Here is an 11,953-nt window from a genome sequence, read left to right as displayed (position 1 = left end):
GGCGGAGAGTGGGGGAAGATCTATTTAATTTGCGGGGTCGGCCCGCGGGTGGCCGGCAGGCCCCCCGCTCACGCCGTGCGGGTCACCCGAACCGTGTTCGCAGAGCCGTTGAGAGTGCGGAGCTGCTCCTCTGTCGGGTTGATCAGGACGATCTCGGGCCGGCAGTTGAACCGGAGGTCCACCCCTGCGAAACTTGCGCTGCACATCCCGCGGGAGATGTAGGCCGGGGTCTTTCCGTCCCTGGCAAAGAGGCCTGCAAGTTCGACTATCCCGAAGTCGTTCAACTGTTTGACGATCGGGGGGAGGAACTGGCCGCCGTGGGTGTGCCCGGCGAGGATGAGGTCGGCGTCCCAGTCGGCCCTGCAGGACGGTTCGTGGATGAGGTAGAGCGTGAACGCGTCGGTCGCCGGCACGTCGGGCGGGTTCGTCATCCCGGCCCAGCCGTCGTCGAGCCCGACGATGACCATCTCCTTCCCTCCGACAGAGACCCGGACGTGTTCGTTGCGGAGGACATTCACGCCGTTCTCCTCGAGCGCCTTCTCGAGCGCGTCGGCAAACGCGACGTCGGCGGAACCGTCGTTCAAGCCGGAGACGTCATATCCGTCCGCGGTGACCGCGGCGTAGGCCCGGGTGGCGAGCAGCCGCTCGACTCCCGTCGGGCCGTCGATGCCCACCCCGTAGTCGTGGTTCCCAAGCACGGCGTAGGCCGGGGCATTGAGCGACCGCCACACGGTCTGGGAGGAGAAATCCGACTCGTGGCCGGTGACGAAGTCGCCGCCGATCAGGACGAGCGAGGGGTTTAAGCGGTTGACCTCGCCGATCACTTTCCTGACGTGGTCGATGTTCGAGTCCTGGATGTGGGGATCGGTGATGAAGACGACGCCTTCGGGTGCCCCGTCGATCTCGAGCACGGTCACCTCGACCGCCCGTGCTTCCCAGGCCATATAGCCGGTCATCGACGGAAGCATGACGAGCATGAATAATGCCATCTGTTTTGTGCTGGGGGCGCTCAGGATCACTGTATTTTATTCTACTTTTTTTATATTAATACGATTCGATCTGTTGAGGGGGGCAGGATCAGCGGCTTTCGACCGGATCCGGTGCTCCGCCCTGCATACTGCCCGGCTCGAGGTCCGGGGATATTTCATCGAGTTTTCCGGTGAACTGGAGTTTCAGGGAGGATTCGGGTGCGAAAGCAACGATCCCCGAAATGATCGCCGCTCCGATGAAATCCACGATGAGATCCAGCATGGTGTCGGTGTTCCCGAGCTGGAGGCCCGTCCCGAGAGCCTGGTCGACCACGAACTCGTAGATCTCCCAGACCACCCCCGCCGCCAGGGTGGATACCAGGACGAAAACCGCGAGCGCCGGTCTCGTCAGCCGAACAAGCCCCTGGTGCTCCGCGAGGGCCGCAAGGGAGATGGAGAGGAGGGCGACGGTGATCGAGGCGACGAAATGGGCGAGTTTGTCGTAGTAGGGCGCGAAGGTGACGTAGTAGTCCCCGACGTGCCCCATGATGTGGAGATACAGGGAGACGGCGATCAGGAAATGGACCTCCCAGGGCAGGCAGAGGGGCGTGTTCCTCTGCACGACGGCCGGCACCAGTGCGAGGATGAAGGTGACCCCCGCGAGGAACCCGAGGAAGTACCTCCCCGTTGTGACGCTCGAGACCGCGCTCAGGAGAATGAGCCCCTGGATGACGTAAGTGAGATAGGCTCCGCGTGGTGGGTCCAGGCATGCCATGAGTGTTACCCCGTGCAGGTAGATGGTCCCGGCAATATACATAACCGTCCCGGTGGCACCGCTGTATCGGGGAGAATATTTGATAAACTAGCAGCTGTATAAATAGAACGCACGAAAATTTGAACGCTCTAAAAAACGGAGTTGATGAACTGACGGATGCTACAAAGCGTAAACCCGAGTCCGGGGCTGCCGGGGCGGGGGAAGAAGTTATCCGCGTGCGCCTTCCAAACAAGAGGAATCGAGAGATGTTCGGCAGCGCCGAACTGATGCTCGGGGCAAACCACATCAAGATCCGCTGTTTCGACGGGGTGACGCGTACCGGGCGGATCAAGGGCAAGATCAAGAAGAAGGTCTGGATACGGGAAGGCGATGTCCTGGTGGTCGTCCCCTGGAGTTTCCAGGACGAGAAGTGCGATATCGTCTACCGCTACACGAAACCCCAGGTCGAGTGGCTCAGGAAGAACCGGTATCTCTGAGTTCTCTTTTTTGCGCCCGTAACTTCTTGTCTGGCAAGAGGCACGGCCGCATGGCAGGAAGAGAGGGCGGTCGCTCTCTTCCCCAGGGGCCAGGGGATGAAAAACGCTAGACCCCGTGGATCTTGATCCTGTACTCTTTGACGATGAGCTTCTTTACCCCCGCCAGGGTGTAGATGCCGCCCGATCCACTCATACCCGGCGAACCGCCCGTCAGGTAGTTCTCCCATGCTGTGGTAAGATCGTTTTCGGTGTCCCCGGTATACCGCACCATGACGTCGACGGCGTCACCTGGAGGCATATGTGGGATTGTACCTTCCAGGCTCATCCTCACTGTAGCCATCCCGGATTTTGCCGTTGTCTCGTCGGTGCTGATGTTCATGATATAGATGACAAACGTCTTTTCGCCCGTCACCGGATTGACATCGTAGAACCACCGCGGCTCGGCAAGCATCACCGAACCCGTCGAGTCCTCCTGACGCTTCATCACCGCACCGTTCTCGAGTGTGATCACTTCGGTGCCACGGTCGGACCGGTAGACCAGTCCGCCGGGGTGGAACTCAACCGGTCCGAAACCGTCACAAGAGATCTCGAATGTTGGTGCTGAGCTGCCGGCATCGATCACCTCGAGCGTCCCCCCGCTCACCTGGAGCGACGTCTCCTTGTAGGGGACATTCTTGAAGCAGAGGCTCTTCATGTCGTTCTGGATGACGATCATCGCCCGCTCCATGTTCTTCACGTCGGTGTTGCTCTGCTCCTTGACGAGCACCGGGTAGCCGTAGAGCGTAACGAGGCCGATGCCGCTGATGACGATCCCGAGGATCAGGACAAACCCGATCGCCTCGGAGACCGCCTTCTCATTCATCATCACGGATATCTCTCTCCCCTAAAATCCCTTGGAATCGTACTGAATCATGTTCCATCCCGCGCCGGTGGTGTTGCCGACGACGCCCCGCGTCGCCCCGATGCCGCCGATGGCGACGCTGCTCTGGATGTTGCCACCCTGCACCCGGATCGCCTGGCTCGCACCCGCCATCCCCACGTCCACAAAGTAGTCCCTTCCGGCAACCTCGTCGGGGATGTCGAACTTCGTCGCGATGGTCCCGTTGCCGGGCGCGATGACATAGAGGTCGACGATCCGGGTGCTGACCCCGTTCCCGATGTCCACGAAAGCGTGGTAGCGGAGCTTGTCCGCCGGCCCTTCCATGAGGACGGCGTTGACGGTGAACATCATCACGATCATCAGCACGAGCAGCACGCCGGTGATGATGATGTACTCCATGAGTCGGGTGACGCCCTCCTCGTTCATCGGTTCAGTGATACGCGGTCTCATCGTACTCCGTCACCCCGTTGTTGTAGTGGATCTGGACCGGGTGGAGCCAGCGCCCGGAGACGTCCATCTTCTCTCCGACCGTGAAACTCACCACGGCGTTCTTCCGTTCGAGAGAGATCATGGTGATGTCATCTTGAACGGATCTGCTACTGATGTTATCGACATTGCCGAATCCCTTGGTGTAGTCGAAGATCGCCGACCGCAGGTCCCGGATGTCGTTCTTCGGGAACTCGAGCACCCCCTCCGCGGTCGTCTGCCCGACAAGCGCCGACTGGTTGATGATCAGCGCGAGGAAGAACAGCCCCACGGCGACGAGGAGGCCCATCAGGACGATCCACTGCCCTTCTTCGTTCATGCACGCCATAAGAGCACCTCCACGAGGACGGCCTGGGGGCGGAGAGCCATATCGCCTGGCATACCTGTCGTAGGTCTTGTCTGCAATTGCACCCACCGGGTCACCCGCACGGTGTTCTCCCGCCCCGTAAACTCCGGATCCGTCGAGGAGAGCGGGATCATCTTCACGCTGCCACCCGAAGTCCTGTAGGAGAGGTAGACCTGGGCCCGGAGGTCGTCGTCCGGACCCCCGGATCGCATCTTGCAGCCGGCGAGGAACTCATCTCGGAGCGCGTCACCGGTCCCGGTCCCACCTCTGACGAGCTCGATCAGCCTGCTCTCACCCCCGTTAGTATCCGGCGTATCCATCATCGCGAGGACGTCGCTCCCGAGCTGCTCAAGCTGCATGTCCGGGATGTGCGTATCGCCAGGCGTGTAGATGCTCGTCGTGCTGATGACGATATACGCGGTGAGGAGCATGATGAGCCCGGCTGCGACGCCCTCCATCGTGTAGATCTGTCCTCTATCGTTCACCATATGGCAACCTCCAGAACCCCGATCTTCAGGGGAGGAAGGTCCACGTTACCGTAGTCGTAGAGGTAGGTGCCGTTGATGCTGGTGTGCTGCGGCTCATCCTCTGCAGCTTCTTGAAAGGCGAACCGGATATCCAGGATGCTGTTCTGGTCCAGGGTGAACTGCGAGGTGGCGGCCGGCTGCAATTCAAGGGCGATGCTCCCTCTGACCGGTTGGGCCGGCACGAGGTTGCTTGGGCCACTGTTGAGGGTGAGGGTGTAGAGATTCGAGTCCATATCGTTATACGAGAACGGGATCCGGGTGAACCGGGGATTCGGCCTCGTCGGGTCCATCTTCCAGAACGTCACGTTCTGGAGCGTTGCTTCAGCGTGAGGAGAGACGAGGTAATTGTCGAGGTCGATTTTCACCGTCACCGGCTCGGTTCTCGGATCGATTCGGTACGCCGGCCCCCGCTTCGGGTCCAGCAGCTGGTTGAAGTCGAGCCGAATGGTAAATGTCCGGGCCGGGCTCAAAGGATCGGCTGCAGTATAACTATTGCTATATCCGACGTTCGCCACTCCCGGCTCCTTGATCTTCACCACCCGGCGGATATAGCCGTAGCCGGGAGGGAGAGGGCTGCCGGTCTGCTTGAGCTCATAATTCCCCCCGGCCTGCGAGATATTGAGCGAGAAGTTATACGAGTAAGGGATATCCCCGAAGATCGCCTTGTTGCGGTAGTCCTCCGGGGCGAAGAACCCCGCCTCAAAGAGCTTATCGACCTTCGTCGAGAGGAGGACGTTCGGGGTCTCCTTTGAGACCGCAAGGCCGATCCGCTGGATCTCGCCTTTGTGGGACGCATCGTTCATCTCCCAGGGGGGATAGACCGGCCAGCCGGGGTCCTCGACCAGGATCACCCCTGTCCGGTAGGCGACGGCATCGTAGTCGATGCCGCTGCTCTCGAGGCCTGCAAGGAGCCCCGGCACCATGCTCACGACCATGATCAGGGCGAGCATGAAGATCGTGAACCCCGCGAGGAAGTCGAGCGACATCACGCCGTCTTCGGACTCAGGTCTCATACGATCGCCTCCCCGGTATCGGCCCGGAACACGAAGGTCTCCATCCCGGCGTCTGTCCTGACGGTCACGACGTAGGCCCCCTCGGCGAGCGCGAGGTCGACCGTGTCGGCACCGAGCCGGGTCATTGCCGCCGAGATCGTCTCACCCTGCCCGCCGAAGAGATCCGCGGGAGAGAGGGCGTCGGCGAGGACCACCTCCTCCGCGGGCACGGGGGCCCTGAGCGAGATCTCCTTCCAGCCCGTCCTGCCGAAGGTCAGCCAGCGGACGCCCCCGTCCCCGTCCCGGAGGCCGAGGGCCCAGGAGGTTGCCCGGCCGTCGAGGTCCACGCCGGTCCCGAGCACCTGATGCACCGTGGTTCCGGTGACGTTGAGGTTGCCTTCGGCGCCGAGCAGATCGAGTTCCGCAAGAGCCTCGGCGAAGGTCGATGACCCCGGCGGTTCCGGCAGATCGACGGGGGTGATGCCGCCGCCGGTCGGTGACGTGGATGCACCGAGACAACCACAGGTGGTACAGAAGACGAAGGCTGCGACAAGAAGGGCCAGGACTCCCCCGGGGGCTCTCATGTAAAGCAGTCATTAGACACGAAGGCGTATAAATAACCACCTCTCTGAGATCTGCAAAAATTTGCCGTTCTATCTGGATAGCGGAAACGTGCAGATATCCGGCAGCAAAAATATTTCACCAGAAATGCCGCTTCGCAGCCGGCGATGGTCGGGCCCTTATATGCACGGGGGACCGGGCCGCGGCCTCCGGGGGCCCTGGCGTAACATTTATCTTTAGATTTGTAACAATATCTCTGCAAGGTAATTGTATGTGTGATACCACCCCCCCCGGCACGCCGGGAGAAGCACATGACAGGTTCGCCGAAGCGGCAGCCTTCCATGGCCACATCTGTCCCGGCCTCGCCATGGGCTACCGGGCGGCGGAGGTCGCCCTTGCGAAACTCCGCTCCGGCCGGTCGGAGGACGAAGAGCTCGTCGTCATCACCGAGACCGACGCCTGCGGCGTCGACGCCATCCAGGTCCTGACGGGATGCACCGCCGGAAAGGGGAACCTCATCTTCAAGGACTACGGGAAGCACGCCTTCACGTTCATCAACCGCCGGACCGGGGCCGCGGTCCGGGTCGCGGTAAACCCGTCGTTCAACGTCGACACGCTCGACCCCGCCCTTGCTCCCCTCCGGGCGCGGGTGATGCGGGGGGAGGCGACCGATACCGAGCACGCCGAGTTCCACGAGCGTGTCCATAAAGTCGTTCATACCCTTCTGGAGATGCCTGCAGAAGAGATCTTCAAGATCCAGGATCTCAACATCCAGATCCCGGAGCGGGCCCGGATCTTTTCGTCGGTTCCGTGCGCGAGGTGCGGCGAGATGACCGCGGAGTCCCGGGTCCGGGTCGAGGACGGCAAGTTCGTCTGCTACGCCTGTTCTCGCGAGTACTCCCGGGGCTGGTGAGGAGAGGCCTCCTCACCGGACGATCTTTGCGATCGGGATCTCGAGGATATCCTCGGCGCCCGCGGCCTTGAGCCGCGGGATGAGACTGTTGACCAGCCCTTTCTGCACCACCGTCTGGATGCTGAAGTAGTCGATGCCGTGCAGCCTGCTGACGGTGGGCTTCTTCATCGCGGGAAGGGCCTCGATGATGCCGTCGAGAGCCGCTGCGGGCACGTTCATCGTCAGAAGGACCTGGTGGCGCGCCTCGATCACCCCGAGAAGGAGGGTCACGATCTCCTCGATCTCCCGGCGCTTCTCCGGGTCGCCGAGAGACTCGCGGTTTGCAAGCAGCGCCGTGTGGGACTCCACGATCTGCCCGACGATCTTCAACCCGTTCTTCCTGAGCGTGCTCCCCGTCTCGGTGAGGTCGACGACGACGTCCATCAGGTCGGGCACCTTCGCCTCCGAGGCCCCGTAGGAGGGAAAGAGCCTGACAGGGATACCGAGGTCCGCAAAGAACCGCTCGGTCAGCCGCGGGTACTCGGTCGTCACCCGGCTGCCCGGCCGGATGTCTCCGACATTCTCGATCCGCTCTTCGCGGTGGACCGCGACCACGATCTTGACGTTCCCGTCGCCGGTCTTGCTGTAAGAGAGGTTCGCGACCTCCTCAACATCGGCGCCGCTCTCCTGCACCCAGTCGAGCCCGGAGATCCCGAGATCGAAGTAGCCCATCTGGACGTAGAGCGGGATCTCCTGCGGCCGGAGGATCTTCACCCTCCCGATCCGGGGATCGTTGATGCGGGGGTTGTAGTCGCGGTCGGTCCGCCTGACCTCGAGGTCCGCCTCCTTGAAGAGCTGGAGCGTCTGCGCCTCGAGGCTCCCCTTCGGGAGCGCAATCGTGATCATGAAGAGGTGTTCGGGCAGAAAAGGGGTTAAAGGTGGTGATCTGGATCTCTCAGTCGATCGTGTGGATTACGAGCCCCGAGAGGAGTTTCGGCTCGAACCAGGTGGACTTCGGGGGCATGACGCCGTCTGCGTCGGCGATGGAGAGCACCGTCTCGACCCGCACCGGCTGCATGGCCACGGCGAGCGCGTACTCGCCGGAGTCCACGAGCTTCTCGAGAGCGGAGAGGGGTTTCGCCCCGCCCATGTAGTGGAGCCGCTGGTCGCCCCGGGGGTCGGATATGCCGAACATCCCCTCGAGAACCTCCTTCTGCAGCACCGAGACGTCGAGAGACCCGATCAGGTCGGAGGGATCCTCGACCGGTCGGGAGACCTCGTACCAGGTCCCCTGCATGTAGAAGTGCATGACGTGCATCGGTTCGTCGCCGTCTGCAAGCGGTGTGATCTGATAGCCTCTGGCGTCGACCTTCCCGTAGGGGCGGACATCCCAGCCGGAATCCAGGAGCGTGCCGATGAGCCCCGGAAGGGTGTATTCGCCGAGGTCAGTGACGAGCCTGCTGTAGCCGTGGATCCGGACGCGATCGTGGGCGAAGAGGACCACCATGAACTTCCCCGTCTCTTCGGTGAACCTGCCCTCGCTCCTGCGCCGCTCCGCGACGTTCACGGCCGACTTGGCCCGGTGATGCCCGTCGGCGATGTAGACCTCGGGGACGGCGGCAAACAGGCCGTCGAGGTGCGAGAGGACCGTCTCGTCGGTGACCCGGAAGACCTGGTGGAGCACGCCGGATGCGGTCGTGGTGCTTCCGTCGGGCTCCGCCGTCTCCGCAAGAGATCTGATGTAGGAGGAGATATCGCCGGGGTCGCGGTAGAGCAGGAAGACGAGACCGGTGTTCGCGCCGACCACGTCGATATGCCGGGTCCGGTCCTCTTCCTTGTCGTACCGGGTGAGTTCGTGCCGCCGGATCTGCCGGTTCTCGTAGTCCTCCGTTCCCACGCAGCAGACTAGGCCGATGAACTCGTCGCCGTCCTGGACAGCCCGATAGACGTACATGCCGGGCTCAGGGTCCCGCTGCAGCCGTCCGTCCGCAACCATCTCGTCAAAGACCTCCCGCGCCCGGCGGTAGACCCGCTCGTCGTTCGAGGGGAGGTCGGGGAGTTCGGCGTCGGGCCTGCTGACCCGCAGGAAACTCTGGGGATTCTTCTCGATACACTCCCGTGCCTCTTCCACCGTCACCACGTCGTAGGGTACGGAGGGGATAGCTTCGGAGTATTGCCGGTCCGGACGGACTGCCGGAAAACGATATATCTGGACCATGGAAACCGCCACTCGTATGTGCCTATTATTTTGTCTTCTGACACTATATTAGATCAGGCACTCCCGAAGGGAGGAATCGGTAACGATGATGCCGCTCCAGCTCACTATTCGCAGGGCACAGCCCGCAGATATCCCGCAGATTGCCGCCATCGAGAGGGTAGCATTCACCGACCCCTGGGACGAGAAGACGCTCCGGGAATCGCTTGCTTTCTATCCCGAGTCGTTTTTTGTGGCTAAAGATAACGGGAGCATCGCCGGGTTCGTCGCCGGCGGCGTTGAGGATACCGGCGAGGAGGTCTACGGGCATATCATGAACCTCGCGGTCGCCCCGGATTACCGGCGCCGGGGGGTCGGACAGCAGCTCATCCGCCGCCTCGAACAGGAGTACGCCATCCTCGGCGCGAGCGGCGTCCAGCTCGAGGTCCGGATCGGCAACGCCGGGGCGCAGGAGTTCTACCGCCGTCTCGGCTACCGCGAGGTCTTCCAGATCGCTTCCTATTATGCGAACGACGAGGACGCCCTCGTCATGATGAAGTGGTTCCGGTTCTAGAAACCGGAACCGCAACCTCTTATTATCCCCGGCCGTGCTCCTGGTGTGCCCGGGCCAGGTGCTGCGCCGCGAGGGCGCCGAGGAGGGAGAGTTCCCCGGCGAGGACTCCTGCCGCGACGATCTCTGCGAGCGCTTTTGCATGGGTTCCCGGCGGATCCCCGCCCCCGGCGACGCCGAGCATCTTGAGGCACTCGTGCTGGGTATCGACCCCCGTCCCGCCGCCGACAGTTCCCACCGGGAGCGAGGGGAGGGTGACCGAGACGTAGACGCCGCCCTCCACCCGGTCGACGGTGGTGATCGCGGTGCTCCCCTCGACGACATGGGCGGGGTCCTGTCCGCAGGCGATGAACGTGGCGGCGACGACGTTTGCCGCGTGGGCGTTGAACCCGAACGAGGCCGCCCGCGCCGAGCCCACCAGGTTCTTCCTGTAGTTGGCCTCGATCAGGGTCTCCGCGTCGGTCTTTAAGAGGTCGGCGACCATCGCATCGGTCAGCCGTACGCCCGCGACCACGGTCTTCCCCCTGCCTCTGACCAGATTGATCGCCGCCGGCTTCTTGTCGGTGCACATGTTTCCGGAGGTGGCGACGAGGCGGGCGCCGGTCTCCCGCTCGATGAGTTCGCCCACCTTCTGGCTTGCGATCGTCACCATGTTCATCCCCATGGCGTCCTTGGTGTCGAACTCGAGCCGGACGAAGACGCTCGTTCCCGCGACGTAGGGGACGGCTTCGAGGAACTCCCCGTGTTTTGTGGTGCTCTCCGCGGTCTCGCGGATCTCGGCGGTGTGCTCCTCGACCCAGGCGACCACGCTGCGGGCGTGGACGACGTCGCGGGCGGCAAAGACCGGAGCCCGGGTCATCCCGTCCCGCATGATTCGCACGTCCGCGCCCCCCGCCCGGGCGATCAGGGAGCACCCGCGGTTCACCGACGCCACGAGGGCTCCTTCGGTCGTCGCGAGGGGGAGGTAGTAGGACCCGATGGCATACTCGCCCCTCACGGGAAGCGGCCCCGCGACGCCGAGCGGCACCTGCACGGCGCCGATCATGTTCTCGATGTTGCGCTTCACCACCCGCTCGACCCCGATGGAGAACGACCCCACCGCGGGGAGGGAGGTGCCGGTCTCGCCCTCGACGAACTCCCGCCGCACCCGGACCGCCTCCTCGGGCGGGAGTTCCTTCTCGAGCGCATAGAGTTTGAGGGAGCCTTCTTTCAGCCTCCCGATGTAATCATCCATGAATAGTATGAGATCCCATACCTAAAGATGGCTGGTGGTCAACGTGCAAGAGGAACAGTGGTGCCTTGCGGTGCCGAAACGAGAGGCCGAGCAGACGCGGCGTCGGCTGCTTGACGAGGGGCTCCTCGACCGGCGCTACAAACCGCGCTCCGAAGGGGACGCCGTCCTCCTCCCGGTGACGGAGGAGGTCGCGGGCGCCGTCCGGTGCGACTTTGCGGCCGTGCCGGAACGCCTTGAACTCCCCCGCCACGAACTCGTGGGGGGGATCGCCATCATGCAGGAGAACGACCTGGAGGCGGCCCGCCGGCTGCTCGCCTCCCGGCCGTCGCTCGAGACGGTGCTCTTCCCGGAGACCGCCGTCGAGGGGGAGTACCGGACCCGGCGGTTCGCCGTCCTCGCCGGCGTTCCCGCGACACGGACCCGGGTGACCGAGTACGGCCTTCACTTCGACGTGGACCTCGCCCTCGCCTACTTCTCGGCCCGGCTCTCGACCGAACGGCAGCGGGTTCTTGGCCTGATGGAGGAAGGGGAGCGGGTGCTCGATATGTTCGCCGGCGTCGGGCCGTTCGCGATCGCCCTCGCCCGCAGGGCGGGAGTCGTCGTCGCGGCAGACCTCAACCCTGCTGCGGTCCACCTCCTGGTCGAGAACATCGCGCTCAACCGGGCAACAAACGTCGTTCCGATGCTCGCGGACGCCGGGCACCTCTCCCGGCTCGGCTTTGCCCCCTTCGACCGGGTCGTGATGAACCTCCCCCTCGCCGCAGCGCAGTTCCTCCCGGCGGCCGCCGCACTCTGCCGGGACGGCGGGACGATCCACCTCTATGCCTTACAGGAGCGGGAGGGCGAGTGCCTCCCCCTCATCCGGGCGGTCACCTCCGGGGAGGTCACGGAGCGGCAGGTCCGGACCTACTCGCCGGGGAAGTGGCACGCGGTCTACGATATCATTGTGGAGAAAGAGGACCGGTGAGCGGTCACGCAAAGTGCGACGTCCCGCAAGAACGGAGCTCGAGCACCGTCAGATGCGAAGTGCGAGCAAAGCGAGTTTGAGAAG

General features: G+C 63.3%; 15 protein-coding genes. 4 read left to right on the top strand and 11 right to left on the bottom strand.

What is annotated here, in order from left to right:
• Window positions 1–68: 68 nt before the first annotated feature.
• Window positions 69–989 (bottom strand): metallophosphoesterase, encoded by a 921-nt coding sequence (locus F8E02_RS02775; RefSeq protein WP_317063925.1) that lies wholly within the window; start codon window positions 987–989, stop codon window positions 69–71.
• Between the two features lie 88 nt (window positions 990–1,077).
• Complete coding sequence (locus F8E02_RS02770) at window positions 1,078–1,785, bottom strand: hypothetical protein (RefSeq protein ID WP_317063924.1); 708 nt, start codon at window positions 1,783–1,785, stop codon at window positions 1,078–1,080.
• 107 nt (window positions 1,786–1,892) lie between these two features.
• On the opposite strand from F8E02_RS02770, the gene eif1A reads away from it, so the two are divergent.
• Window positions 1,893–2,219, top strand: coding sequence for a translation initiation factor eIF-1A (gene eif1A / locus F8E02_RS02765; protein WP_317065137.1), 327 nt, complete (start codon window positions 1,893–1,895; stop codon window positions 2,217–2,219).
• A gap of 106 nt (window positions 2,220–2,325) precedes the next feature.
• On the opposite strand, the gene F8E02_RS02760 is transcribed toward eif1A, so the two are convergent.
• From F8E02_RS02760 to F8E02_RS02735, 6 genes are read right to left on the bottom strand one after another with little or no spacing between them, the layout of a single operon-like run.
• Window positions 2,326–3,084 carry a DUF7289 family protein gene (locus F8E02_RS02760; protein WP_317063923.1) on the bottom strand — a complete coding sequence of 253 codons (759 nt, stop codon included), beginning with the start codon at window positions 3,082–3,084 and terminating at the stop codon, window positions 2,326–2,328.
• An 18-nt stretch (window positions 3,085–3,102) separates the two neighbouring features.
• Complete coding sequence (locus F8E02_RS02755; protein WP_317063922.1) at window positions 3,103–3,549, bottom strand: hypothetical protein; 447 nt, start codon at window positions 3,547–3,549, stop codon at window positions 3,103–3,105.
• Complete coding sequence (locus F8E02_RS02750; RefSeq protein ID WP_317063921.1) at window positions 3,530–3,913, bottom strand: hypothetical protein; 384 nt, start codon at window positions 3,911–3,913, stop codon at window positions 3,530–3,532. Before F8E02_RS02750 ends, F8E02_RS02755 begins: the two co-directional genes overlap by 20 nt.
• Window positions 3,901–4,419: a DUF7288 family protein gene (locus tag F8E02_RS02745; protein ID WP_317063920.1), complete on the bottom strand. Its 519-nt coding sequence runs from the start codon at window positions 4,417–4,419 to the stop codon at window positions 3,901–3,903. Before F8E02_RS02745 ends, F8E02_RS02750 begins: the two co-directional genes overlap by 13 nt.
• Window positions 4,413–5,471 (bottom strand): hypothetical protein, encoded by a 1,059-nt coding sequence (locus F8E02_RS02740; RefSeq protein ID WP_317063919.1) that lies wholly within the window; start codon window positions 5,469–5,471, stop codon window positions 4,413–4,415. Before F8E02_RS02740 ends, F8E02_RS02745 begins: the two co-directional genes overlap by 7 nt.
• The gene (locus tag F8E02_RS02735) at window positions 5,468–6,034 is read right to left on the bottom strand and encodes a hypothetical protein (protein ID WP_317063917.1); all 567 of its coding nucleotides are present in this window, start codon (window positions 6,032–6,034) and stop codon (window positions 5,468–5,470) included. Before F8E02_RS02735 ends, F8E02_RS02740 begins: the two co-directional genes overlap by 4 nt.
• A gap of 248 nt (window positions 6,035–6,282) precedes the next feature.
• Here F8E02_RS02735 and F8E02_RS02730 point away from each other — a divergent pair, with 248 nt between their 5' ends.
• A complete protein-coding gene (locus F8E02_RS02730; RefSeq protein WP_317063916.1) occupies window positions 6,283–6,924 on the top strand; it encodes an FmdE family protein in 642 nt (213 codons plus the stop codon).
• 12 nt (window positions 6,925–6,936) lie between these two features.
• Here F8E02_RS02730 and hisG read toward each other — a convergent pair whose 3' ends face one another.
• Together hisG and F8E02_RS02720 are read right to left on the bottom strand one after the other, a co-directional pair.
• On the bottom strand, window positions 6,937–7,809 hold the full coding sequence (gene hisG / locus F8E02_RS02725) for an ATP phosphoribosyltransferase (protein WP_317063915.1): 873 nt from the start codon (window positions 7,807–7,809) through the stop codon (window positions 6,937–6,939).
• Window positions 7,810–7,858: 49 nt separating this feature from the next.
• Window positions 7,859–9,121, bottom strand: coding sequence for a DUF1015 domain-containing protein (locus F8E02_RS02720; protein ID WP_317063914.1), 1,263 nt, complete (start codon window positions 9,119–9,121; stop codon window positions 7,859–7,861).
• 85 nt (window positions 9,122–9,206) lie between these two features.
• Between F8E02_RS02720 and rimI the strand changes: the two genes are divergently transcribed.
• A complete protein-coding gene (rimI, locus tag F8E02_RS02715) occupies window positions 9,207–9,671 on the top strand; it encodes a ribosomal protein S18-alanine N-acetyltransferase (RefSeq protein ID WP_317063913.1) in 465 nt (154 codons plus the stop codon).
• A gap of 22 nt (window positions 9,672–9,693) precedes the next feature.
• On the opposite strand, the gene hmgA is transcribed toward rimI, so the two are convergent.
• Window positions 9,694–10,902 carry a hydroxymethylglutaryl-CoA reductase (NADPH) gene (gene hmgA, locus F8E02_RS02710; protein ID WP_317063912.1) on the bottom strand — a complete coding sequence of 403 codons (1,209 nt, stop codon included), beginning with the start codon at window positions 10,900–10,902 and terminating at the stop codon, window positions 9,694–9,696.
• Between the two features lie 43 nt (window positions 10,903–10,945).
• On the opposite strand from hmgA, the gene F8E02_RS02705 reads away from it, so the two are divergent.
• Window positions 10,946–11,869, top strand: a complete 924-nt coding sequence (locus F8E02_RS02705) for a class I SAM-dependent methyltransferase (RefSeq protein ID WP_317063911.1) — start codon at window positions 10,946–10,948, stop codon at window positions 11,867–11,869.
• Window positions 11,870–11,953 lie beyond the last annotated feature (84 nt).

The organism is Methanoculleus caldifontis, from assembly GCF_032842345.1.
Classification (GTDB): domain Archaea; phylum Halobacteriota; class Methanomicrobia; order Methanomicrobiales; family Methanoculleaceae; genus Methanoculleus; species Methanoculleus caldifontis.
The sequence above is the reverse complement of the archived record's forward strand: the minus strand, read 5'-3'. Positions and strand labels throughout refer to the sequence as shown.